We start from the raw sequence: 24,981 nt of genomic DNA, 5'->3' as shown, positions 1-24,981 counted from the left end.
CGCTCCCGTCCCGTCATGCCGGCCATCGTGCCGGCATCCATTTGCCATCCCGTTTCGCCCCGCTAAGGACGCTTCATGCGCGATACCGTGATTTTCGATTTTGGTGGCGTGGTCACCTCCTCGCCGTTTGAAGCGTTCAACCGCCTGGAGCGGGAGCGCGGGCTGCCGCATGACCTGATCCGCCGGATCAATGCCAGCAACCCGGACGACAATGCCTGGGCGCTGTTCGAGCGAGCCGAGATCGATGCGGCCGGCTTTGATACCAAGTTCGCCGAGGAAGCCATGGTGCTCGGCCATGAGCTGCGCGGCGAGGACGTGCTTTCGCTCCTCTCCGGCGACATCCGTCCGCGCATGGTGCACGCGCTCGATTGGCTGAAGACCAACGGCTATCACATCGGCTGCATCACCAACAACGTGCCAGCGGGCGAGGGCGCGGGCATGTCGCGCAGCGCCGAAAAGGCCGCCAAGGTGGCAGAGGTGATGGCCCGCTTCCATTATGTGATCGAATCGAGCAAGATCGGCATCCGCAAGCCCGATCCGCGCATCTACGAACTGATGCTGACCACGCTCGGCAAGCCGGCGGCGAATTGCGTCTACCTCGATGACCTCGGCATCAACTGCAAGCCGGCCGCCGCGCTCGGCATGCATGCGATCAAGGTGACGGGCGAGGCGCAGGCGCTGGACGATCTCGCCGATGCGCTCGGCGTGGAACGCGGCACCTTCTGATCCTGCCGCCTGTCCCCGGGCATGATCGGCTGACGGACCAGATCCGGCTTCCGGCAGATCGGTTGCCCCTGCCGTGCCCGGGCGCTAACTCGTATCGTTCGATACGAAAGGCGCACGCATGAACAAGCTCTATCCGGACGCCGCTTCGGCGCTCGACGGCCTGCTGCATGACGGCATGACGATCTGCGCCGGCGGCTTCGGCCTGTGCGGCATCCCCGAGCGGCTGATCGACGCGATCCAGGCCGCCGGCGTGAAGGATCTGACGATCGCCAGCAACAATGCCGGCATCGACGGCGAAGGGCTCGGCAAGCTGCTGCGCACGCGTCAGGTGAAGAAGATGATCTCCTCCTACGTGGGCGAGAACAAGGAATTCGAACGCCAGTATCTGTCGGGCGAACTGGACGTCGAATTCTGCCCCCAGGGCACGCTTGCCGAGCGTTGCCGTGCGGGTGGCGCGGGCATCCCCGGTTTCTACACCAAGACAGGCGTCGGCACCCTGGTGGCCGAGGGCAAGGAAGTGAAGCTGTTCGACGGAGAGGAATATATCCTCGAACGCGGCATCCGCGCCGATCTCAGCATCATCAAGGGCTGGAAGGCCGATGAGGCGGGCAACCTCGTGTTCCGCAAGACGGCGCGTAACTTCAACCAGCCGATGGCCACTGCCGGCCGGGTCTGCGTTGCGGAGGTCGAGGAGGTGGTCCCGGTCGGCAGCCTTGACCCGGATTCGATCCACCTGCCCGGCATCTATGTGAAACGCATGATCGTCGGCGCGCCTTATGACAAGAAGATCGAGTTCCGCACCACGCGGGCGCGGGAGAACGCATGATGACCGGGCAGACCAGGGGCTGGGACCGCAACCAGATGGCGGCGCGCGCCGCGAAGGAGCTGCGCGACGGCTATTATGTCAACCTCGGCATCGGCATTCCGACGCTGGTGGCGAACAACATCCCCGCCGGGATCACCGTCACGCTGCAAAGCGAGAATGGCATGCTCGGCATCGGCCCCTTCCCCTATGAGGGCGAAGAGGATCCCGATCTCATCAACGCCGGCAAGCAGACGATCAGCGAACTGCCGAGCAGCGTCTATTTCGGCTCCGACCAGAGTTTCGCGATGATCCGCGGCGGCCACATCGACCTGACCGTGCTGGGCGCAATGGAGGTCGCCGAGAATGGCGACATCGCCAACTGGATGATCCCTGGCAAGATGATCAAGGGAATGGGCGGCGCGATGGATCTCGTCGCCGGCGTCAAGAAGATCATCGTCGTCATGGAGCATGTGGCGAAGGACGGCAGCCCCAAGTTCATCCCCGCCTGCACCCTGCCGCTGACCGGCAAGAATGTGGTCGACATGATCGTGACGGACCTGGCGGTGTTCCAGCGCCCGGATCACCAGAGCGCGTTCCGCCTCGTGGAGCTGGCCCCCGGCGTCAGCGCAGACGAGATCGCTGCAAAGACGACAGCCTCCTACGAAGTCGCGCTCTAGATCTGATCAACGCTCCGAAAAGCGCCTCCCCGGCGAAGGCCGGGGCCCAGGTGGGAAGGCGTCGGCAACGGCCCGTACGGCTGCCAGCCTTGCTCCCCAACTGGCCTCCGCCCGTCGCCCGGGCAGTGGATCAAACTGGATAGATCACGCGCAAAAACCGCCACATTCCGAGCCCCGGCGCCCCCGTCACCCCGGCCCCGCGCCGGGGTCCAACGTCCCGCGAACGCTGACACCCGAGGAGCACACCAACCGCCTCAACCCGTCATGCCGGCCCCGTGCCGGCATCCAGACCTCCGCACACGCCAACCAACGTGAGAAGCGCGGGCCAGCTGACCGCCGGCACAAGCCCGTCATGACAAGCAATGCGCAGCCCGATACACCACCACCCCGTCACCCCGGCCCCGCGCCGGGGTCCAAGGTCCCGCGAACGCTGACACCCCAGGAGCACACCAGCCGCCTCAACCCGTCATGCCGGCCCCGTGCCGGCATCCAGACCGCCGCACACGCCAACCAACGTGAGACGCGCGGGCCAGCTGACCGCCAGCACAAGCCCGTCATGACGAGCAATGCCCAACCCGATACACCACCACCCGTCACCCCGGTGCCGCGCCGGGGTCCAACGTCCCGCGAACGCTGACACCCGAGGGGCACACCAACCTCCCCGCCCCGTCATGCCGGCCCCGTGCCGGCATCCAGACCTCCGCACACTCCGACCACCGTGAGAAGCGCGGGCCAGCTGACCGCCGGCACAAGCCCGTCATGACGAGCAATGCCCAGCCCGATACACCACCACCCCGTCACCCCGGCCCCGCGCCGGGGTCCAAGGTCCCGCGAACGCTGACACCCGAAGAGCACACCAACCACCTCAACCCGTCATGCCGGCTCCGTGCCGGCATCCAGACCGCCGCAAACTCCGATCAGCGTGAGACTCGCGGGTCAGCCGGATGCCGGCACAAGCCCGGCCGGACGATCGCAGCGCGCCCCTGCCCCTTGCTTCACCCAAGCACCCAAATCACGGACACCCCACGCAATCTTTGTGCCGGCGAACAGCTTCTACTCTTCCATTTGTTGCGCAACTTCGTCTAAGGCGCGCCTCGTTATGGCCAGTCGTCCGCTTACTTTGTATGAAAAGGTCTGGGCCGCCCATGTCGTCGAACGTCGCGACGATGGGACGTGCCTGATCTACATCGATCGCCACCTCGTTCATGAGGTTACCAGCCCGCAAGCGTTTGAGGGGCTTCGCGCCGCCGGCCGCCGGGTTCGCCGCCCCGACCTGACGCTCGCCGTCCCGGACCACAATCTGCCGACCACGCCCCGCGTCGACGCGGAGGGCCGCGAACTGCCGATCGCCGATCCGGAAAGCGCGACCCAATTGTCGGCGCTGCGCCAGAATGTCGCCGCGTTCGGCGTGCCCTATATCGATGCGCTCGCCGCCGAGCAGGGGATCGTTCATGTTGTCGGCCCGGAACAGGGCTTCACCCTGCCCGGCACAACCGTGGTCTGCGGTGACAGTCACACTTCGGCGCATGGCGCGCTCGGCGCGCTGGCGTTCGGGATCGGCACCAGCGAGGTCGAGCATGTGCTCGCCACGCAGACGCTGCTGCTCAGCCCGTCGAAGACGATGGAAGTGCGGGTCGAGGGCACGCTCGGCTTCGGCGTCACGCCAAAGGACGTGATCCTCGCCATCATCGGCCGCATCGGCGCGGCGGGCGGGACCGGCTATGTCATCGAATATACCGGCAACGTCATTCGCGAAATGTCGCTGGAGGGGCGGCTGACCGTCGCCAACATGTCGATCGAGGCTGGCGCGCGCGCCGGCATGATCGCGCCTGACGACACCACGTTCGAATACATCAAGGGTCGGCCGATGGCGCCCAAGGGCGCGGATTGGGACAAGGCCGTCGCCTGGTGGCGCACGCTCGCCACCGATCCTGGCGCGACCTATGACCGCACCGTGCTGATCGACGCCTCGGAGATCGCCCCCGCGCTCACCTGGGGCACCAGCCCGGAGGATGTGGTGTCGATCACCGGCACCGTGCCCGAACCGGAAAGCTTCGCCGACGCCTCCAAGCGGGAAGCCGCGCGCAAGTCGCTCGATTACATGGGCCTGACGCCGGGCACGCGATTGCAGGACGTGCCCGTGCAGCATGTCTTCATCGGCTCGTGCACCAACAGCCGCATCGAGGATCTGCGGGCAGCGGCTGCCGTGGCGGAGGGCCGGCATGTCGCCGCTGGCGTGCGTGCCATGGTGGTGCCCGGATCCGGCCTGGTGAAGCGCCAGGCGGAGGCCGAGGGCCTCGACCGCATCTTTACCTCGGCGGGCTTCGAATGGCGTGAGCCCGGCTGTTCGATGTGCCTGGCGATGAACCCGGACAAGGTACCGCCGGGCGAACGCTGCGCCTCCACCTCGAACCGCAATTTCGTCGGCCGGCAGGGTCCTGGCGCACGCACCCACCTGCTCTCCCCCGCGATGGCCGCGGCGGCAGCGGTGACAGGGCACCTCGCCGATGTTCGTGAGTTGATGGGGTAGGATGAACCGCTCCTTTCCCTACTTCCCCGGCGAAGGCCGGGGTCCAGTAGGGAGACGATGGTGATGGGCGTTGCGGGAGGTTACTAGGCCTTCGCAGCTGGGCCCCGGCCTTCGCCGGGGAGGCGAAGTGAAGTAAGGGGAAAGCGTCATGAAGAAAGTATTCGTCCTGCTGATCGCAGGCTCGCTGCTGAGCGGTGTCGCTGCTTATGCCGCCATTGCCAAGCCGGCCGTGCTGGCAAAGGTGCGGCAGCGCTGATGGAGCCGGTTCGCACTGTCTCGGGCAAGGCTTATCCCTGGGGCGCCAAGAACATCGACACCGATGTCATCATCCCGGCGCATTGGCTGAAGACCATTACGCGCGCCGGCCTCGGGCGCGGTGCGTTCGAGACGGTGCGGGCGCAGCCCGGCAATATCTTCGACGATCCCGCTTATGCCGGCAGCCCGATCCTCATCGCGGGTGACAATTTCGGCTGCGGCTCCAGCCGTGAACACGCCGCCTGGGCGCTTGGCGATCTGGGCATCAAGGCAGTGATCGCGCCCAGCTTCTCCGACATTTTCTCCGGTAACGCGTTCAAGAACGGGATCGTACCCGTTGTTCTGCCGCAGGAGGCGGTGGACCGCCTGATCGAGGTCGCCAAAACGGACGAGATCACCATCGACCTCGAGACGATGACGGTCACCACGCCCTTTCAAGATCGCTTCACCTTCGCGTTGGACCCGTTCCGTCGCCAATGCCTGATGGAGGGGCTGGACGAGGTCGGGCTGACGCTGGCAAGGGATACCGCGATTTCGAAATACGAGGCGATGCTGGACGAGCATCGGCCGTGGATCGCGGGAGAGACTGATGCGAGGACTGTTGTCGAAGGCGCCGGGCGGACCTGAAACGCTGGAGATCGGGGAGCTCCCCGATCCCGTCGCGAAGCCCGGCGAAGTGATCGTCGCCGTGAAGGCCTGCGCGATCAACTTTCCCGACGTGCTGATCATCCAGGACAAATATCAGTTCAAGCCGCCCCGCCCCTTTGCGCCGGGCGGCGAAATGTCGGGCGTGGTCGAGAGCGTCGGCGAAGGCGTGACGGCGTGGAAGCCGGGCGATCGCGTGATGGGCAACACCGGCAATGGCGCGCTGGTCGAAAGGCTGGCGGTGAAGGCCGACAATATCTACGCCATTCCTGACGAGCGATCGTTCGAGGAAGGCGCGTCCATGCTGCTGACCTATGGCACGACCATTCACGCGCTGGTCGATCGCGGCAACATCAAGGAGGGCGAGACGCTGCTGGTGCTCGGCGCTGCGGGCGGCGTCGGCCTCGCCGCGGTCGAACTCGGCAAGGCCTTCGGCGCGCACGTCGTCGGCGCGGTGTCGAGCGAGGAAAAGGCGCAGGCGGTGCGCGATGCCGGCGCCGACGACGTCATCATCTACGGCCGCGCGCCCTTTTCGAAGGACGAGAGCAAGGCACTGGCCGACACGTTCAAGGAAAAGGCGGGCAAGAACGGCTTCGACCTCGTCTATGACGCGGTCGGAGGCGATTATGCCGAGCCGGCGCTCCGCTCCATGGCCTGGGAGGGTCGCTATCTGGTGATCGGCTTCCCCGCCGGCATCCCGAAGATCGCGCTGAACCTCACCCTGCTCAAGAGCTGCGACATCCGCGGCGTCTTCTGGGGCGCTCATGCTGCGCGCGAGCCGGAGCATAACCGCGCCAATATCCGCCGGCTGTTCGATCTGTGGCGCGACGGCAAGATCGCGCCGCGCGTGACGGAAGTGTTTCCGTTCGAAAAGGGCGGCGAGGCGATCGCCAAGATGGAGGGTCGCGGCGCGATCGGCAAATTGGTCGTGCGGGTCGCCGACTGATCGGAAGGGTGCCGGGCCGCTCCCGGCACCTCCGAGAGTTGACCCAGGCTCCTTGAAGCACCTCCCCGGCGAAGGCCGGGGTCCAGGTGGGAAGGCATTGGAAAAAGCGGGTGTGCCTGCCAACTTTGTTGCGCAGCCGGACTTCGCCCTCGGCCGGGGAGGCGGATCCGTCCGGCTGGCTCAAACCCTAGTTGCGCGGAGGCCAGCCGCCTCGCGCTCTAGGCCGTTTCTCTCCGCATACAGGCCGATCGATACCGACAGACGCCCGCGGCGCTCTCGCTCATGGCCGCTGGAACCAGGGGCGCAATCGTCGTCGGCGTCGCCACATGATCGCTGCGGCATCCCGGACGGTCCGGCAGCTTTCTCCTCTGCATGGCCGCACGCCGGTCTGCCGAGGCCAATCACCTCCGCATACAGGCCAATCGTCGCCAACAAGAGGCCGCGCCGCTATCGCGAGCGGCCGAGCAAATCGGCCCCTCCCGCCCGGAGAGAGGCCGATCCCCGATTACCGTCCCAGCAACATCCGCGCCTGCCCCGCGACCTGCGCCAGCATGGCAGCCGTCGGGCTGCTCGCCTGCCGCGCCCGGCTGATGACCGCCGCAAACCGCGCCACCGGCGCCTCGTTCTCGGCCAGCCAGGCGTCGATCGCGGCGCTGGAATCGCGCGGTTTTTCGCGCGTCAGGAAGTCGAGCCGCATCTGCTCGAAGTCCCGCACCAGCCCCGCCACGAGCAGCCGCTCCCATGGATCGGACGGCTCCAGCCGCGCCGCCGCCGCCTGCGCCCAGTCCAGCCCCAAAGCTTCGCCCAGCCGTGTATAAGCGCGCGTCAGCTCGGTCTCGTCCGTCCGCGACTTTGCGCTGAGATCGACCAGACCGATCGCACCGTCCATCTCGTGCAAGCGGACGACGCGTACCGCCAGAGACTCAGGCGCGCCTGCCGCCGCCAGCTTGTCGGCCATGCGCGCGCTTTCCGCCCGCGCCTCCTGCAACAGCAGCTCACTTGCCTGCCCCTGCAGCCGGGCGACGCCCTTTCCGATCCGCTCCAGAACCTCGCTGGGCAAGGTGCCGGGCGCGACCACGCGCAGCAGGTCGGCGACTTGCGATCGTACGGCGCGCGCCACACCGTCGAACAGGGCGATACGGCCGTCCTCGGACATGCTCCCCGTTTCGATGTCGCGCCACAGCGTGCCGAGATCGAACAGCCGTTCGACCACCACGAACATGGCGGCAACGTCGCCCAGCGCCGCGCCTTCCTCTTCGGCCAGTTCGAACGGGTTCAGGATACCGATCCGGTTGACGATACGGTTGGCAAGCTTGGTGGCGACGATCTCGCCGCGCAGCTGGTGATGGTCGATGGCATTGCCAAACCGCTCTTGCATTTCGCCCGGGAAAGCGGCGCGAAGATCCGGCTGGAGCAGCGGATCCGCCCCCAGCCCTGCCGCTTCGATCGCATCCTGCAGCGCAAGCTTGGCGGTGGACAGCAGCACAGCGAGTTCGGGCCGGGTCAGCCCCTTGCCCTCGGCAGCGCGGCGCAGCAGATCCTCGTTGCCCGCCAGCCCCTCGACACGGCGATCGAGGCGACCCGCCGCCTCGAAGATCTCGATCGCCCGCACGAAGCTGGGCACGGCACGCACACCGCCACGCTCGGCAATCGACAAGGCCAGCGTCTGGAGGCGGTTATCCTCCAGTACCAGATGTGCCACATCGTCCGTCATCGCACCCAGCAGCACGTTGCGATCATCGAACGACAGCCGCCCCTCCGCCATTTCGCGATTGAGCGCGATCTTGATGTTCACTTCATTGTCTGAACAATCCACGCCGGCCGAATTGTCGATAAAGTCGGTGTTGATCCGGCCGCCCTGTGCCGCGAACGCGATGCGAGCGGCCTGCGTGACACCCAGGTTCGCGCCCTCGCCGATCGCCGTGGCGCGAACATCCTCCGCATCGACGCGCAGACGGTCGTTGGCCGGATCGCCCACCGCGGCATTGTTCTCCGACGCCGCCTTCACATAGGTGCCGATGCCACCGAACCAGATCAGGTCTACCGGTGCCTTGAGTATCCCGGAGATCAGCGCCGCCGGCTCCATCTCGTCCGCGCTCACGCCCAGCGCCGCCTTCACCTCTGGGGTCAGACGGATCGTCTTGGCGCTGCGCGGGAAAACGCCGCCGCCGGCCGAGATCAGGCCCTTGTCGTATTCTTCCCAGCTCGATCGCGGCAGGCTGAACAGCCGCGCGCGCTCCGTCCAGCTCTTCGACGGATCGGGATCGGGATCGAGGAAGATGTGACGGTGATCAAACGCTGCGACGATCTTTAGCGTCTGAGACAGGAGCATGCCGTTGCCGAATACGTCGCCCGACATGTCGCCGCAGCCGACCACGCGGATGACGTCCTTCTGCACGTCCACGCCGCGCTCGGCAAAGTGACGCTGCACGGATACCCAGGCGCCCTTGGCGGTAATGCCCATCGCCTTATGGTCATAGCCCTGGCTGCCGCCGCTGGCGAAGGCGTCGCCCAGCCAGAAGCCGCGATCCAGCGCGATGGCATTGGCGACGTCGCTGAACGTCGCGGTTCCCTTGTCCGCCGCCACGACGAAATACGGATCCTCGCCATCGTGAACGCGCACGCCCTCCGGATGCACGACCTTGCCGGCAACGATATTGTCGGTGATCGACAGCAAGGTGCGGATGAAGATGCGATAGCTCTCCGTTCCCTCCGCCATCCATGCATCGCGATCGCTTGCAGGATTGGGCAGCTGCTTCGGGTAGAACCCGCCCTTGGCACCGGTTGGCACGATCACGGCGTTTTTGACGCGCTGAGCCTTCATCAGGCCAAGGATCTCCGTCCGGAAATCGTCCCTGCGGTCGGACCAGCGCAGGCCCCCGCGCGCGACCGGTCCGGCGCGCAGGTGGATACCTTCCACGCGCGGCGAATAGACCCACACTTCGCGCCATGGCAGCGGCGCCGGCAGACCCGGGATGCGGCTGCTGTCGAGCTTGAAGGCCAGCGCCTCCGCCGCTGCCGGCGCAAAGGCGTTGGTCCGCAGAGTCGCGCCAATCACCGCCTTGAACGCGCGCAGAATACGATCATCATCGATCGCCGTCACGGCATCGAGCCCGGTGGCGATCTCCGCATCGATCGCGTCCACATCGCCCGTGGCGTTGGGATCGTGCGCCAACGTGAAGCGGTTGATCAGAGCCTTGGCCAGCATGGGTGCGCGGCCAAGCGCCTCCGCAACAGTGGTCAGGCCATAGGTCAGCCCTGCCTGTCGCAAGTAACGGAACCAGGCCCGATACAGCAGCACGGCGGACGGCGTTAGGCCGGCCATCAGCATGAGACGGTTCAGCGAATCGTTCTCTGCCGCCCCCTTCAGAACGGCGGTGATGGCGCCTTCCAGTACGTCGCGATCGATGTTCGCGACGTCACCTTGCGGCTGAACGATGAAATCGTGAACGAAGCTGTCGCTGTCCTCGCGAAGTCGCGTCGGCAGCTCGCCAATCACGCGATAACCGAAATTCTCCAGCACAGGGACTGCTTCGGAGAGCGCGAGCGCGCCATGCGATTTGTAAATCTTCAGCCGATGATCGGCGCCCGGAGCAGGCGGATAGATGTGCACCGCGCGGTCGCTCTCGTCGGCGAGCTCGGACACCCGAAGCACGTCCTCGGCCGCTTCCTCCGCAGTCGAGATGTTGCGATAATTGAGCGGGAATGCACCCGCCCAGCGGATTGCGAGCCGTGCCGCACGCGATGGCGCGATACGATCCGCCAGTGCCGCCTCGACCTCGCGCTCCCAGCCGCGCACCATCTTCTCGAGCCGCGCGTCCAGCGGCTCTACTTCGGGCATCACGCCCGATTGGCGCAGATCGATGGTATAGCGGATCAGCGCGACCCGGCCGTCCTCCAGCGCGATCGACCAGTTCAGGATGCTGCCATTCGCCGCCTCCGCCAGCATGTCGCCGATCGCGACGCGCCGGGTGGTGGAAACGTCATCACGCGGCAGCCAGACGAACGCAAACAGATGGCGACCCAGGGCCGATCGGACCAGCACCAGCTTCGGCCGGGGCCGATCCGCGAGGCTCATCGCCGTCAGCGCCAATTCCTCTACGGCGTCCGCAGAGACGGCCGTCACCAGGTCATGCGGCAGTGTCGCCATCGCATGGGTCAGCGCCTTGCCGGTGTGGCCGGTCGGATCGAAGTCCAGCTTCGCCTCCAGATCAGCCAATCGCTGCCGCAGCACGGGCACGCTGCGCGGCGGAGCCTTCAGCGCGGCCGATGTCCACAGCCCCGCATGGATCGACAGGCCGGCAATCTTTGCCCCGCGATGGATCGGCGCCACAACCAGGTCCAGCGGCACACGGCGGTGGACGGGAGAGATGAGGCTGGATTTCAGGAGCAGCGGAGCTGCCTTGCCACTGGCGAAATAATCAATGGCCAGCCGGCGGGAGCGTTCGGCAAGCAGCGGCGGCTCATGCGCGCTGCGCGCGATGCCCAACGGCTCGCCATCGACGGCGCCGTCCGCCATCCAGCGCTCATGGCCGAGCAGCGTGAAATGCCGGTCGAGGAACCACCGCATCAGCGCCGCGCCCTCATGGTCGCCGCCCGTATCCTCGATCGTTGCCGCATCGGCCGCCAGCGTTGCCTGCATCCGGCGCCAGTCGGCCACCGCGGCGCGGACATTGGCAAGATCACTGACCAATGCGTCGATCAACTCGCGCCGATCGCGCGCGTCGGCGCGCTCCGTTTCGATGTAGATCATCGATTCGGGTGAGCCGCCGTCGTCTACTCCCTCAAGAACGCCGTCCGCGTCCCGCCGCACCGGCACCACCGGGTGGATGATGCGATCGATGGCGATGTCATGATCGCCGATTGCGCCGGCGATCGAATCAACCAGGAACGGCATGTCATCGTTGACGATCGCCAGCCGCATGCGACGCTGCGGCCCATCGCCGGGCAGCGTCTCCAACGCGACCGCAGCGGTGCCCGGCGCCCGCACCTGAGCGGTCCCTGCCAGGAAGGCGGCGGCGTCAACCTGCTCCTGTGGTCCGAACCCGTTTAGTTCACCCGGCAGAGCGCCTTTGGTCAGCCGGTCAGCGAGCGCCTGTGTCAGCGCCTTCATCGAGGTTTTCGACATGGGCGAGCCTATGCGCCCGAGTCGCGCGCGGCTCAACCCTTGTTTCGGATGCAACTATCTCAGGAAAGCGCCGCAGCGGCTCGATCCGCGAGATCCTGATCGTCGGGGATAGCGCCCACGACATCGAACATGCCGTCGCCCCGTGCCCGCGCGAGGAGAACCACCAGTTGCTCCGCGCCCGCCGGCACATCCAGCGCCAGCGTCGCCAATGGGGCACGCTGGACATCATCAAGGCGACGTCCCTCGTCGCGCGAGGCGCTTGGGCCATCGGCCCAGATGGCGGGCGCGGCCTCCATTCGCGGTTGGCTGCGCACCGCAGCGGCAAGCTCCGCATCAAGTTGCGCCTGCTCTGCCGCGCCCACGATCTCCTTCCAGTTGATCACCCCATAGACATGGTCGATCATCTCCCCGTCCGAGGAGAAGGGCATCAATATGCCGCGATACAGGGTGTTGTGGCCGCGAGTGCCGACAAACTCCGCCTCGAAGCCGATCGGCGCGCGGTTCGCGATGATCTGCAGATATTGATCGGTCAGCCGCGACAGCAAGGATCGGGCAGGCACCTGCGAGATCCGACTGATCTCCTGATGCACGCCGCATTCTTCGCTCAGCGCCTCGCCGATGGCGCTGATCGCGGGATCATCCATGCCGCCCGTGAAGTCGAGGAGCACGCCATGAGCCTGGAAGTCGGTCGGCCCCGCCGTCTCCAGATCCTCGATCGCCGGATAGGATCGGCCTTTCAGCAGGGAAACCCAATGGTTGTACGCGCGCACGTGCATGCGCCGCTCATCGCCACCAATGACCTTGGTCGCTTCGCCGATCCCCCCTTCCGTGGGATCACTGCCCCGCCCGGCACGCGCCTCATCGAAGCCGCGGATATCCATGATGTTCGTCCTCTGAGCCCATGCCCTGATCCGCTTCTGCGATCCGCATGGTAAAGGGCCCGTAAATTCGAGACCCGCTTGCGCTCGCCCGCACAGGCTGCTAGGCGCCCCGCTCCAGCGCGCTCACCAGAGCGCCAATGCCGCTTTAGCTCAGCTGGTAGAGCATCGCATTCGTAATGCGGGGGTCACAGGTTCGAGTCCTGTAAGCGGCACCATTCTCGTTAAATCGCATCTCATAGAGGACGAGCATGGGCCCGCCATCGCGGTGCCGAGCAAGACGGCGGCCAACTTTGACTTAACATGTTGGCAGATGTTGCTCAAATGTTCTCGCCGCGTGGATAGCGGGGCATCATGATCGATATACCGGACAATGAGCGACGGCGCGCCTTTTCAATATGGCTGCGGACAGGCAGGTTCCCCTCCTTGAGAAATGCGGAGGGGATCGAACTCAAGTTCAATCCCTGGCATGATCCAGAAACCGGATGTTTCACCTTCGTCGGTGCCGGACGGCATTATGGCCAGTGGGGCGCGGGTGGGTTTCCTGGTGGCGGAGGCGGTAAGAGTGGCGGTGGCGGCGCGACGGGTTCAGGAGATTGGTCGGCCCGGTCATCCCGGCCAAGATCGCAAAATTCGGCAAACCGCGCCGTTTCCAATGACCGGACGCGCACCTCCCAGGGCAACCATGCCGCGGCTCCAAAGTCATCCGCTCACAAGCCGTCCGCTCAACGCGCATGGACTGGTGGCGGATTTACGGGAGGCGGCGGCGGTAGCTTCGGCGGAGCGGGAGCGTCAGGTACGTGGGGATCACCTGATCCAAACCGTCGTACAAAGAATTTACCGGGTGCGGTAACTGCCGTTGCGTCTTCCGATCGCGCTTCCGAGACGAACAAAACTGCCACACGACCCGCAAGCGCGTCCAGCGCAGAATTCCGCACGATCGTGCGCAATGGCTATACCTATCAAATCGACGCGCGCGAGCGCACGCGGCGCGTTTCTGGTGCGCTGACGGTACCAATGTTCCGATCCGTTCTCGCGCTTCGCAAGCGCAGGCGGGTGGCGCAGAACGCCGCGCGAGCGACGACGGTGGCCACTATATCGCGGCGCGCTTCAACGGGCCGACCGAGGCGTTCAACCACTTCGCGCAGAATGCCAATTTCAACCGGGGTGGCTACCGTCTGCTCGAGGATGAATGGGCCAGGGACAAGCGTGCCGGACGGGCGGTAACAGTGAAGATCGTTCCGCAGTTCAGCGGCAATTCCGTGCGACCATCGACGATCAATGTGTGGTGGACGGTTGATGGCAAAACGAAGAGTTTAGGATTTCCCAATGAGCGATCGGAGAAGCGCCGTGGCGGAAACTGAATCAGAGCAGCTGTTGAACGAGATTGGCCGATTGCTGATGGAGGATGGTGAATATTCGTCTGAGCCTACGCTGCTCTATGCCCAACTTGATCACAACATGATCGGAGAATCGATCTTCAAGGAACTTGGTAACCAGTTACTTTTTAGATGGCCGATAAATCAGCGCTTGCCCTACGCGCTACTCGAATTGTGGGAAGCGCAGGACGGGCAAAATCGGTGGTCGGAGCTGGAATATGTGCTCCGCGACGGCAAATTCGACGTCGCCTACTTCTATCCGGATGAGATCGATCCGCAGGAAGACGTGACCGAGCGACGCGAGCGTGCGCTGCAGCGGCATTTTGGAGACAAGCCGATTGTCTACCCGCCTCTACCCACGGAAGACGAACTTCAAAGCTATGGTTTGTAAGTTACGTCTTTCCGGACGCTCGACGCAGAACCGATATTCTCCAATGATCTGAGTGCCCATCTTTGGCCTTTGAGGGGCACTACACTCGTGAAATCGCACCTCATAGAGGACGAGCATGGGCACGCCATCGCGGTGCCTAGCAAGACGGCGGCCGACTTCGGCTTGACATGTTGGTAAATGTTGCTGAAATGTTCTCGCCGCGTGGATAGCCGGGCATCATGATCGATACCGGACAATGAGCGACGGCGCGCCTTTTCAATATGGCTGCGGACAGGCAGGTTGCCCTCCTTGAGAAATGCGGAGTGGATCGAACTCAAGCTCAATCCCTGGCATGATCCAGAAACCGGATGTTTCACCTTCGTCGGTGCCGGACGGCATTATGGCCAGTGGGGCGCGGGTGGGTTTCCTGGTGGCGGAGGCGGTAAGAGTGGCGGTGGCGGCGCGACCGGTTCAGGAGATTGGTCGGCCCGGTCATCCCGGCCAAGATCGCAAAATTCGGCAAACCGCGCCGTTTCCAATGACCGGACGCGCACCTCCCAGGGCAACCATGCCGCGGCTCCAAAGTCATCCGCTCACAAGCCGTCCGCTCAACGCGCATGGACTGGTGGCGGATGCACGGGAGGCGGCGGCGGTACCTTCGGCGGAGCGGGAGCGTCAGGTACGTGGGGATCACCTGATCCAAACCGTCGTACAAAGAATTCACCGGGTGCGGTAACTGCCGTTGCGTCTTCAGATCGCGCTTCCGAGACGAACAAAACTGCCACACGACCCGCAAGCGCGTCCAGCGCAGAATTCCGCACGATCTGCGCAACGGCTATACCTATCAAATCGACGCGCGCGAGCGCACGCGGCGCGTTTCTGGTGCGCTGACGGTTACCAATGTTCCGATCCGTTCTCGCGCTTCGCAAGCGCAGGCGGGCGGCGCAGAACGTCGGGCGAGCGACGATGGCGGCCATTACATCGCGGCGCGCTTCAACGGGCCGACCGAGGCGTTCAATCACTTCGCGCAGGATGCCAACTTCAATCGGGGCGGCTATCGCTTGCTCGAGGATGAGTGGGCGAGAAAGAAGCGAGGCGGAAAGACTGTTACGGTCAGGATTGTGCCGCAGTTCAGCGGCAATTCCGTGCGACCATCGGTGATCGACGTGTGGTGAACGGTCGAGGCGACGAGAAGAGCCTGAAATTTCCCAACGAACGATCGGAGCGAAACCGTGGCAAACGATGAGGCCGAGAAGCTGCTCAACGAGATCGGGCAATTGCTGATGGAGGATCGTAAATATCCGGTCGAACCAACGCTGCTCTACGCCCAGCTCGATCGGAACATGGTCGGCGAATCGATCTTCAAGGAACTCGGCAACCAGATCCTTTATCGGCGGCCGGTGATAGAGGGATTGCCTTACGCGCTGCTTGACCTGTGGGAAGCACAGGAGGGCGAGGATCGGTGGGCGGAAATGGAATATCTGCTTCGCGACGGTAAGTTCGAAATAGTCTATATCTATCCCGACGAAATCGATGCCGAAGAGGATCTTGTGGAGCGGCGCGCACGGGCGGTTCGGCGACACTTCGGCGAGAAGCCGATCGTATATCCGCCCTGGCCCCCCGAGGACGACGCGCCGGATTACGACCTTTAGGTCGCGGCCCGGCCGATCGTTCAGCGAAGCATGGAAATGTCCCAATGATCTGAGTGCCCAGCTTTGTCCTCTACGGGGCACCATTCTCCGAAACTGAATCTCATCACAAACACCGGCGCGCGACAGATCACAGGGCGTGCCGCCTGCGGCGTGAACACAGCGCTTGATCAACTGCGCTGCGGTTCAGCTGACGCCATTCCTTCGCTCTTGCCGCTTACTTCACGCGAGCTTCGGGCCTCTTGGCAGACCTGGCTTTGGCATGATGCGATACCCGCGCGACAAGAAGCGCCAGATCCTCCCGACTGATGTCGAACGTTTCGCCAAGGTCATCGAGGGCACGGTCAATGTCCTCCGGTTGCGGATCGGACGAGCGATCGGCCGGCTTCGGGAGCGGCCCGGCCCGGTGGGGGTAGGAATGGCCGGAGAAGCGGTGAAACAACAAGCCGGCCAGGGTGAGAAGCGCGGCGTTGATGCCCACCGGCACCAGCGCGAACATATATCCCGCCGACGTGACCGCCGTGCCCCCGACAACGGCGGTCAGTGCCGCCGCGCCGCCGGGTGGGTGCAGGCAGCGCAGCAGCGACATGACCAGGATCGCGGCGCCAACGGCCAGTCCTGCTGCCAGCGCCACCTCCGGCACCAGGCGCGCGACGGTGATACCCACGAGTGCTGATATGATGTTGCCGCCGATCACCGGCCACGGTTGCGCCAGCGGACTGGCCGGCACCGCGAAGATCAGGACGGCGGATGCCCCCATCGGCGCGACGATCATCGGCAGCGGCGCCGTGGTCTTCAGCAGCAGAAAGCTCGTCGCCGCCGTGATGACGATTCCGGCCAGCCCGCCGGCGCTGGCGATCATCCGATCGCGCAGCGATCCGCCGGCCAGCACTGCACGGAAGACAGGCGCCATGTTCGCTTACCTCTGGCCCGCTATCCAGTCGGCCACCTTCCGCTCGAGCACCGGCATCGGCAGAGCGCCAGTATCCAGAACGGTGGCATGGAAGGCGCGCGGGTCGAAACGAGCGCCGAGCGCCTGGCGCGCCTCTGCCTTCAACCGCAGGATCGTCAGCTGTCCGATCTTGTACGCAAGCGCCTGCCCCGGGATGGCGATATAGCGCTCCACTTCCGCCGCCGCATCGCTTTCCGGCATCGGCGAATTGTCGAGCATGTAGCGGACGGCCTGGTCGCGGGTCCAACCCTTGGCGTGAATGCCGGTATCGACAACAAGGCGCATGGCGCGCAGCATTTCATCGTTCAGACCGCCCATGCGCTGATAAGGATCGGTTTCCAAACCCAGTTCCGGATAGAGCGTCTCGGCATAAAGCCCCCACCCTTCCGAAAAAGCGGTGTTGCCGCCGAAGCGCATGAAGGCGGGCAGGCTGTCATTCTCCTGCGCCAGGCTGATCTGGAAATGGTGGCCCGGCACGGCTTCGTGGAGGTACAGCGTCTCCATGCCCCAGAGGTACCGGTTCGGCAGATCGTAGGTGTTATAGTAGAAGACGCCCGGCCGCGAACCGTCCGGCGTTCCCGACTGATAGGATCCCGCCGCCGCCGTCTTCTCGCGAAATGCAGGGACCGGGCGGATTTCGAGCGGGGTCTTGGGGATCAGGCTGAACTGCTCGCGCACCCGGGCGTCCACCTTCTTGCCGATTTCGGCATAGCCGGCCGCGATCTCTTCCGCCGACTTGGGCTGGAACCGCGGGTCGGTGCGCAGGTGCTGGAAGAACTCCGGCAACGTCCCCTTGAAGCCGGCACGCTCCTTCTGCGCTTCCATCTCGGCAAGGATACGCGCGACTTCGCTCAGACCCAGTTCGTGCACGGCATCCGCCTTCAGCGGCAGGGTCGTGCTGGCTTCGATTTGATAGTCATAGAGCGCACGGCCGCCGGGCAGCGCCGACAAACCAACCGTCTCGCGCGCTTTGGGCAGATACTCGCTCTGGAGGAAGTCGCGCAGGCGCCGATGCGCCGGGTTCAGGACGTCACGCACCTGCTGCGCATAGGCCTTTGCCAGGCGCGTGCGATCGGCCGCGCCCACCGCCGCGGGAAATTTGGTGACCGGCTGATAGAAAAGCGAAGCTTCCGATGCGCCTGCCAGAATATTGTCCAGCTGGCCGATCACGTTCTGCACGACCAGGCGCGGGGGCATGATGCCGCGCTTCATCCCCTCACGCGCACGGGCGATCATCCGATCCACTACCTGGGCGTATTGCGCATTGCGCTTCAGATTGTTCTCATAGTCGAGCACCGATTTGAACGGCGCTGCACCCTGGCTGGAGGCGAACTCCGGATAAAAGGTCTGCAAGCCGGCAAAATGATTGATCGGCAACACTTCGCTGATCCGCAGGACCTCCGGCGCATAGCCCTTTAAGTCGCGCTCGCGATCGGATTTGAATACGTCAAAGGCGATCCGATCCACCGGGGAGAGGCGGGCACGGTCAACCCGCTGCAGCGCTTTCAGGTCATCCACCAGCGCCTGCCGCTCCGCCCGTTCGTAAGCGGGGGTGAGGTAATCTCCGAGCCGATCGGCATAGCGAAGATCACCTCGAAAGATCGCCTCCACCGGATTGCGCCGCAGCCTCGCCTCGTCGCTGTCACTGAAGATCTGGCGCAGCTTCGCTCCCTCCACGGCCGTGTCACCGGCAGGGACGGAAGGTGCAGACGCAGCGGCAGCGACCTGGGCAGTGGCGCTGGCAGCGGAAAGCGTCGTTGCGGCGGCGGACAAGAGAAGCGGGAGAAGGGCGCGCAAGGAAGGATCTTTCAAATGAGCTGCCCGCGGATCGGGAGCGAGCCGCCAAATGCCAGCAATGCGCCTGTTTTGAAATGCGTTGCTGCTGCGAAATCACCTTTCGGTGAGCGCAACCGAAGTTTGAACGTGAGAGGCGCCGGCTTAACCGAGACAGTTCAAGAGCCGCTTGCCAGAAGACGGGCCTGAAGCCGCCAGTCACACCACGATAGCCGGACGGCGACGCGAACTGGGGCGAATGGTCGCGGCGCGTTCAACCTTGTTGAACTGCCGCCTGACCCGCCGATGTTGCAGTGCGCCGTCAGTATTGACGGATGACCGACCGACCGGGCTGGCATTGCCGTTCCGCTTGGTTCGGTCCTTCTCCGCCCAGCCTTCTACAATGAAGCGGGTCACAGTGGCTGGAGCAACCGCCAGACCCGCAAAGAAATTGGGCCGCCCGGTTGTCCCGGACGGCCCTTCCCTCTCCTATGTCGAAGCGGGGAGAATTAGCTGGACGAAGACAGGTTCACGGCAGCGTACTTGCCGCGACGATCGACCTCGAGCTCGAACGACAGGCGATCGCCCTCGTTCAGGCTCGACATGCCGGCGCGCTCAACAGCCGAAATGTGCACGAACGCGTCGGGCTGACCATCGTCACGCTGGATAAAGCCAAAGCCCTTCATCGCGTTGAAGAACTTGACCGTACCGGTCGCCTTTTCGCCGGTCAGCTGACGCTGCGGGCCACCTGCGCCTGCGCCGGCACCAGCGCCGCGCGGTGCGCGATCGCCACCGAAGCCGCCTTCGCGCGGCGGTGCACGGTCGGTAACCGGCATCGGCTCACCGTCGATCTTCAGCTCGGTTGCCGAGATACGACCACCACGGTCAACCAGCGTGAAGCCGAGCGGCTGACCCTCGGCGAGACCGGCGAGGCCAGCCTGCTCGACAGCGGAGATGTGCACGAACACGTCTTCGCCGCCGTCATCGCGAACGATGAAGCCAAAGCCCTTCTGTCCGTTGAAGAACTTTACAACGCCGGTGCCTTCACCGACGACCTGCGGGGGCATGCGGTTACCACCGCCAAAGCCGCCACCACCGCCGCCGCCGCGGAACCCGCCGCCGCCGCCGCCGAAGCCGCCACTGCCGCCGCCACGGAAGCCGCCGCCGCCGCCGAAGCCGCCGCGGTCACCGCCAAAGCCGCCGCCGCCGAAGCCGCCGCCACCAAAGCCACCGCTGTTGAAGCCGCCGCCGCCGAAATCTCCGCCGCCGAAATCGTCGCCACCAAAGCCGTCACGCTTGTCGCGCCCGCGTCCGCCACGATTGCCGCGGCCACCTTTTTCGTAACCCATAAACCCTGTTCGTCTTCCCGCTCCGCCCGCAAATCAGTTTCAAGACCCGCGCGATGGACGGCCGGCGCAGGGCTTTGTGACGCGGAAGCTGGTGCGCCACAGGAGTCGTCATAGCGCATCGGCGCGTCTGCTGCGAACAGATTCGTCGCGCAAAGCAAGTATTACGCAACGAACATTGCGCAACTGTCGCGCTTAAAGCACAGCTTACCGCTGTCAGGGCGCTTGTCCCACCTGATTTTCACCGGTTGTTGAGCCGGACGGCGCCGCGCGCTACGGCGTGCCCCATGGCCGTTTATTTCCATGAAGAAGATCTTCCGGGTGATGTGTTCGCACCCGGTGCCCCGCTCGCCGTCGATACGGAGACCATGGGGCTCATCACCCCGCGTGACCGGCTTTGCCTGGTGCAGATCTCGGACGGGCTTGGCGACGAACATCTCGTGCGGTTCAGTCCCGGGTCGGATTATGCCGCGCCGTATCTGCGCGCCGCGCTGGCTGATCCTGCCAGGCTGAAACTGTACCATTTTGGTCGTTTCGATATTGCCGCGATCCGCCATTACATGGGGATCGTTGCCGCTCCGGTTTACTGCACCAAGATCGCCTCGCGCCTGATCCGCACGTACACTGATCGTCATGGTCTGAAGGAACTGGTGCGCGAACTGCTCGGGCAGGAAATCTCCAAGCAGCAGCAATCCTCGGATTGGGGTGGACCGGAATTGAGCGACGCGCAGCGCGAATATGCCGCTTCCGACGTTCGCTATCTCCATCGCCTGCGTGAGGAGCTCGATCGGCGGCTGGCACGCGAAGGGCGCACGCAGATTGCTCAGGCCTGCTTCGACTTTCTACCGCATCGTGCCGAACTGGATCTGGCCGGCTGGGCTGAAACGGACATCTTTGCGCATGCCTGATGCGGGTTTCGCCGTCCTGTGCGCGACCGTGCCCGGCCGGGTCACGGACGTGAATCGCGCGCGGGGCGGGCGAAACTTTTGGCGTCTTCCTCGTTTCTCCTGGTCTGCCCATCCGATCAGACTCACAGGAAAGCGCGCCCATGTCTGACATCGCCGTCCGGGAACGATCCCGGCGCCAGCATTGGGCCGCGCCCGGCAGCCGGCATGACCGCATCATCGCGACCACGCACTGGCTTTTACCGGTGCTGATCGGCGTGCTTGCCGCGTTTCTGGTCATGGCCCCGCTGACCACGGCGGGCGACGTGTCGTTCGTGCTCGACAAGAACAAGGTCGAAGTGGCCAAGGAACGGCTGAAGATTCAGCGCGCACAATATCGCGGCTCGGATGCGAAGGGACAGCCATTCACGCTCAATGCTGGCTCCGCGGTACAGCGCAGCTCGGCGGAGCCGGTGGTCGAAATCAACAAGCTGGCGGCGCAGATCCGGTTGCAGGACGGCCCAGCCACGCTGACCGCGCCTACCGGCCGGTATGACATGGAAAGCGAGCGGGTGAAGGTCGACGGGCCGATCGCATTCCGCGGTCCCAACAACTACAGCCTCGATACGCAGGATGCGACGGTGGATCTCAAGACGCGCACGCTGCGCTCGTCGAACAGCGTGACGGGCACGGTTTCGCAGGGAAACTTCAGCGCGGATCGGCTTGATGCGGATCTTGAGGCCCGAACCGTTACTTTACGCGGCAATGCCCGCTTGCGCGTAAACCCGCGAGGGGCGAGATAGCGCGCCATGAAACGCGCGGCCCTCCTCGCCCTTCTGTTCGCATCCGGCGCGATCGCCCAGACGCGCCATAACACCAACGCGCCGATTGATTTCGGCGCGGACACGATTGAGCTGCAGGATCGCGCCAACCGCGCGGTGTTGTCGGGCAACGTGGCGGTGCGTCAGGCGGAAATGTCGCTCAACGCGGCGCGCATGACAGTGAACTACACCGGCCAGGTGGTCGGCGGAAATCCGCAGGTCTCTCGTCTGGATGCGGCGGGCGGCGTCGTCGTGCGTCGGCCGGATCAGACGGCGCGCAGCCAATATGCGGTTTATGACCTGAACCGGCGCGTGATCACCATGGTGGGCGCGGTCAGCCTGACACAGGGCGCCAATACGGTGAACGGCGGCCGCCTGACGATCAATCTTGATACGGGCCGGGCGGTGATCGATGGCTCGTCGGTCGCTGGCGGATCGGCAGGCGGCGGGAATGTGACAACGGCGCCGTCGGGCCGCGTGACGGGCACCTTCTCCGTTCCGAAGCGCAACTGATCGCAAGGGGGCTTTCGCCGCGCCGCAAGCTCATGCATGAATCCTGCCAAAGTCGGATCGCGTCAGCGTACCGGCAGGCAAGCGCAAGGCTGCAGACGAACGATGGACGATACGACCACCCTCTCCCATGCGGAGCCGATCCACGAAGCGCCGATCCTGAGCGGCCTTCAGGTCGTTTCCATCGCCAAGTCCTATGACAAAAGGGTGGTGCTGAGCGACGTTTCCGTGTCGGTGGCGCGGGGCGAGGTGGTCGGCCTGCTCGGCCCGAACGGCGCCGGCAAGACGACCTGCTTCTACTCCGTCATGGGCCTGGTGAAGCCGGATGCCGGCCGGATCATGCTGGACGGAGAGGACATCACGGGCCTTCCAATGTACCGGCGCGCCATATTGGGCCTTGGCTATCTGCCGCAGGAAACCTCGATCTTCCGTGGCCTGACGATCGAGAAGAACATTCTGACCGTGCTCGAACTGGCGGAGCCCGATCCCGCCGCACGGCAGCGCAAGCTTGATACTTTGCTGGACGAGTTCGGCCTGACCCGCCTGCGCGATGCCCCCGCAATGGCGCTTTCGGGCGGTGAACGCCGCCGCGCCGAAATTGCCCGTGCCTTGGCCGCCGATCCAACGATCATCCTGCTCGACGAGCCGTTCGCCGGCATCGATCCGCTATCGATCGCGGATATTCGCGCGTTGGTGAAGCAGTTGAAGCAACGCGGCATCGGCGTTCTGATCACCGATCACAATGTGCGCGAAACGCTGGACATCGTGGATCGCGGCTACATCATCTACGATGGCCGGGTGCTGTTCACCGGCGCGCCCGCGGATCTCGTTGCCGATCCCAATGTGCGTCGCCTGTATCTCGGCGAAGAGTTCTCGCTCTGAGTTGATGGCTATGGTGACCATCATCGTCTTTCCGGCGACAGATGGGATCGCGCCTGGCCACATGCCACTTGCCAAGCCGATGCTCGCCGGATGAGCCTCGCGCCTCGCCTCGACCTTCGCCAGTCGCAATCGCTGGTGATGACGCCGCAATTGCAGCAGGCGATCAAGTTGCTTGCGCTGTCGAACCTCGAGATCGAGGGAGTCATTGCGGAGGAGCTGGAGAAGAATCCGCTGCTGGAAGCGGTGTCGCCCGGTGAGGACGAGCCGTTCGCCGAACGTGAGCGCGAGGTTCTTCGCGATGAACCCGCGCCGGCCGACGAACTCGTCCTTGCCGGAGAGGCCGCTGGCGAAACACTGGACGTCGACATCGCCGCTGAGCGGTTCGATGATGCCCCGTCGGACAGCGGCAGCAGCGTTGGTGACGGGCTTGGCCTGAACGGTACGGCCAGTGGCCCCGGCGAGGACGCTCCAGACCTTGATGCCTTCGCGGCAGCCGCCCCGTCGCTGGCCGATCATCTGTCGCAACAGGCCGGCGAGGTGCTGACGGGCGCGGATCTGTTCGTGGCACAGCATCTGATCGACCTGATCGACGAGGCGGGCTATCTGACTGCCAATCTGCTGGAGGTGTCCTCCAGGCTCGGCGTACCACTCGCGCAGGCCGAGCGTGTTCTTGGCGTTATTCAGACATTTGATCCGACAGGCGTCGGCGCTCGCGATCTGGCCGAATGTATCGCGCTGCAGGCCAGGGAAGCGGATCGCTATGATCCCGCGATGGCCAAGCTGATCGCCCATCTTGATCTCGTCGCGCGCGGCGATCTGCCTCGTCTCAAGCGCATCTGCCAGGTCGATGACGAGGACATGGCAGACATGATCCGCGAGCTGCGCAATTATGATCCCAAGCCCGGCGCCCGCTTCGGCGGCGAGCCGATGCAGGCCGTCACGCCCGATCTCCACGTGCGCCGGACCCGGGGCGGCTGGGTGGTGGAGATCGATAGTTCGACGCTGCCGCGCGTGCTCGTCGATCGCCGCTATCATGCGCAGCTCGCCGCCGGGCCGCAGGACAAGGCGTCAAAGGCGTGGCTTGGCGACATGCTGGCGAGCGCCAACTGGCTGGTGAAGGCGCTCGACCAACGTCAAAAGACCATCATCCGCGTCGCGACCGAGATCGTGCGGCAGCAGGAGGCGTTCTTTCTGCACGGCGTGTCGCACCTGCGCCCGCTGACGCTGCGTCAGGTGGCGGACGCGATCGAGATGCACGAATCCACGGTCAGCCGTGTCACCTCGAACAAATATCTGAGCTGCGCGCGCGGGCTCTTTGAACTGAAGTACTTTTTCACCTCCGCCATTCAAGCGGCCGACGGCGGCGACGCAGTATCCGCAGAAGCGGTGAAGAGCGCCATCAAGGGCCTGATTGCGAACGAGGGCGCCAAGATCCTGAGCGACGACACGCTGGTCGAGCTGCTCAACGCCAAGGGCTTCGACATCGCACGCCGCACGGTCGCGAAATATCGCGAGGCGATGGGGATCGGCAGCTCCGTGCAACGCCGGCGTCAGCGCGCGCTGGGCGGCGGGTAGACCGCCCACCACCAGCCGCCATCCCGAGCTACGTCCGGGGTTCGTGGCGCAGCGAGCACTATTGCCGAACAGTCACGTCGACCTATCCTCCACCGTAATCCCGCCCTTGGCCGACAATCAGGGTGCCGCGCGCGCCATGCCATCGGGTCGGCGGCGGGCCGGATGCCTGCTGAACGCCGGCATGGCTGTTATGGAGAGCGCCCGCTCCTCGTCGGCGCCAGCCTTCGCGGAACGCTCCTCATTGCCGTTA

Annotated in this window: 20 protein-coding genes and 1 tRNA gene; 16 read left to right on the top strand and 5 right to left on the bottom strand. The window is 64.8% G+C overall.

Features of this window, described 5'->3' with window-relative positions:
* Positions 1 to 75 precede the first annotated feature (75 nt).
* The 6 genes from BMX36_RS14810 (at position 76) to BMX36_RS14785 (ending at position 6,584) form a co-directional block, all read left to right on the top strand.
* Positions 76 to 726: an HAD-IA family hydrolase gene (locus tag BMX36_RS14810; protein ID WP_093066667.1), complete on the top strand. Its 651-nt coding sequence runs from the start codon at positions 76 to 78 to the stop codon at positions 724 to 726.
* Between the two features lie 118 nt (positions 727 to 844).
* Positions 845 to 1,552 (top strand): CoA transferase subunit A, encoded by a 708-nt coding sequence (locus BMX36_RS14805; RefSeq protein ID WP_093066664.1) that lies wholly within the window; start codon positions 845 to 847, stop codon positions 1,550 to 1,552.
* Positions 1,549 to 2,208: a CoA transferase subunit B gene (locus BMX36_RS14800; RefSeq protein ID WP_371262907.1), complete on the top strand. Its 660-nt coding sequence runs from the start codon at positions 1,549 to 1,551 to the stop codon at positions 2,206 to 2,208. Before BMX36_RS14805 ends, BMX36_RS14800 begins: the two co-directional genes overlap by 4 nt.
* A 1,099-nt stretch (positions 2,209 to 3,307) precedes the next feature.
* Positions 3,308 to 4,738: a 3-isopropylmalate dehydratase large subunit gene (leuC, locus tag BMX36_RS14795; RefSeq protein WP_093066662.1), complete on the top strand. Its 1,431-nt coding sequence runs from the start codon at positions 3,308 to 3,310 to the stop codon at positions 4,736 to 4,738.
* A gap of 255 nt (positions 4,739 to 4,993) precedes the next feature.
* Positions 4,994 to 5,620 (top strand): 3-isopropylmalate dehydratase small subunit, encoded by a 627-nt coding sequence (gene leuD, locus BMX36_RS14790; protein WP_093066660.1) that lies wholly within the window; start codon positions 4,994 to 4,996, stop codon positions 5,618 to 5,620.
* Positions 5,583 to 6,584 (top strand): NADPH:quinone oxidoreductase family protein, encoded by a 1,002-nt coding sequence (locus BMX36_RS14785; RefSeq protein ID WP_093066658.1) that lies wholly within the window; start codon positions 5,583 to 5,585, stop codon positions 6,582 to 6,584. The genes leuD and BMX36_RS14785 overlap by 38 nt, the downstream gene beginning before the upstream one ends.
* A 505-nt stretch (positions 6,585 to 7,089) precedes the next feature.
* On the opposite strand, the gene BMX36_RS14780 is transcribed toward BMX36_RS14785, so the two are convergent.
* Together BMX36_RS14780 and BMX36_RS21745 are read right to left on the bottom strand one after the other, a co-directional pair.
* Entirely contained in the window at positions 7,090 to 11,712 is a 4,623-nt protein-coding gene (locus BMX36_RS14780) for an NAD-glutamate dehydrogenase (RefSeq protein ID WP_093066656.1), read from the bottom strand.
* A 59-nt stretch (positions 11,713 to 11,771) separates the two neighbouring features.
* Complete coding sequence (locus BMX36_RS21745) at positions 11,772 to 12,593, bottom strand: PAS domain-containing protein (RefSeq protein WP_066779014.1); 822 nt, start codon at positions 12,591 to 12,593, stop codon at positions 11,772 to 11,774.
* Positions 12,594 to 12,732: 139 nt separating this feature from the next.
* Here BMX36_RS21745 and BMX36_RS14770 point away from each other — a divergent pair.
* From BMX36_RS14770 to BMX36_RS14740, 5 genes are all read left to right on the top strand, one after another.
* Positions 12,733 to 12,808: transfer RNA gene (locus BMX36_RS14770), tRNA-Thr, on the top strand.
* Between the two features lie 711 nt (positions 12,809 to 13,519).
* Positions 13,520 to 13,954, top strand: coding sequence for a DNA/RNA non-specific endonuclease (locus BMX36_RS14760; RefSeq protein WP_093066654.1), 435 nt, complete (start codon positions 13,520 to 13,522; stop codon positions 13,952 to 13,954).
* Positions 13,920 to 14,360, top strand: a complete 441-nt coding sequence (locus BMX36_RS14755; RefSeq protein WP_093066652.1) for a hypothetical protein — start codon at positions 13,920 to 13,922, stop codon at positions 14,358 to 14,360. The genes BMX36_RS14760 and BMX36_RS14755 overlap by 35 nt, the downstream gene beginning before the upstream one ends.
* Before the next feature lie 791 nt (positions 14,361 to 15,151).
* Entirely contained in the window at positions 15,152 to 15,514 is a 363-nt protein-coding gene (locus tag BMX36_RS14745) for a DNA/RNA non-specific endonuclease (protein ID WP_371262920.1), read from the top strand.
* A gap of 57 nt (positions 15,515 to 15,571) precedes the next feature.
* Complete coding sequence (locus BMX36_RS14740) at positions 15,572 to 15,991, top strand: hypothetical protein (protein ID WP_256210829.1); 420 nt, start codon at positions 15,572 to 15,574, stop codon at positions 15,989 to 15,991.
* Between the two features lie 214 nt (positions 15,992 to 16,205).
* Here BMX36_RS14740 and BMX36_RS14735 read toward each other — a convergent pair whose 3' ends face one another.
* The 3 genes from BMX36_RS14735 to BMX36_RS22310 form a co-directional block, all read right to left on the bottom strand.
* Positions 16,206 to 16,901: an HPP family protein gene (locus BMX36_RS14735; protein ID WP_066782243.1), complete on the bottom strand. Its 696-nt coding sequence runs from the start codon at positions 16,899 to 16,901 to the stop codon at positions 16,206 to 16,208.
* Positions 16,902 to 16,907: 6 nt separating this feature from the next.
* Entirely contained in the window at positions 16,908 to 18,737 is a 1,830-nt protein-coding gene (locus BMX36_RS14730; RefSeq protein ID WP_177179164.1) for a DUF885 domain-containing protein, read from the bottom strand.
* Positions 18,738 to 19,222: 485 nt separating this feature from the next.
* Entirely contained in the window at positions 19,223 to 20,062 is an 840-nt protein-coding gene (locus tag BMX36_RS22310; RefSeq protein WP_093066649.1) for a cold-shock protein, read from the bottom strand.
* 284 nt (positions 20,063 to 20,346) lie between these two features.
* Here BMX36_RS22310 and BMX36_RS14720 point away from each other — a divergent pair, with 284 nt between their 5' ends.
* From BMX36_RS14720 to rpoN, 5 genes are all read left to right on the top strand, one after another.
* Positions 20,347 to 20,967: a ribonuclease D gene (locus BMX36_RS14720; protein WP_093066648.1), complete on the top strand. Its 621-nt coding sequence runs from the start codon at positions 20,347 to 20,349 to the stop codon at positions 20,965 to 20,967.
* Between the two features lie 140 nt (positions 20,968 to 21,107).
* Positions 21,108 to 21,746, top strand: coding sequence for an LPS export ABC transporter periplasmic protein LptC (lptC, locus tag BMX36_RS14715; RefSeq protein WP_066775861.1), 639 nt, complete (start codon positions 21,108 to 21,110; stop codon positions 21,744 to 21,746).
* 6 nt (positions 21,747 to 21,752) lie between these two features.
* Complete coding sequence (locus BMX36_RS14710) at positions 21,753 to 22,277, top strand: LptA/OstA family protein (protein WP_066775863.1); 525 nt, start codon at positions 21,753 to 21,755, stop codon at positions 22,275 to 22,277.
* 102 nt (positions 22,278 to 22,379) lie between these two features.
* Entirely contained in the window at positions 22,380 to 23,156 is a 777-nt protein-coding gene (gene lptB / locus BMX36_RS14705; protein WP_177179163.1) for an LPS export ABC transporter ATP-binding protein, read from the top strand.
* Positions 23,157 to 23,246: 90 nt separating this feature from the next.
* Entirely contained in the window at positions 23,247 to 24,731 is a 1,485-nt protein-coding gene (gene rpoN / locus BMX36_RS14700; protein WP_093066647.1) for an RNA polymerase factor sigma-54, read from the top strand.
* The last annotated feature ends 250 nt before the right edge of the window (positions 24,732 to 24,981 follow it).

This window comes from Sphingomonas sp. OV641 (assembly GCF_900109205.1).
Taxonomy (GTDB): domain Bacteria; phylum Pseudomonadota; class Alphaproteobacteria; order Sphingomonadales; family Sphingomonadaceae; genus Sphingomonas.
Note: the sequence above shows the minus strand (reverse complement) of the source record. Positions and strands in the feature narration are given on the sequence as shown.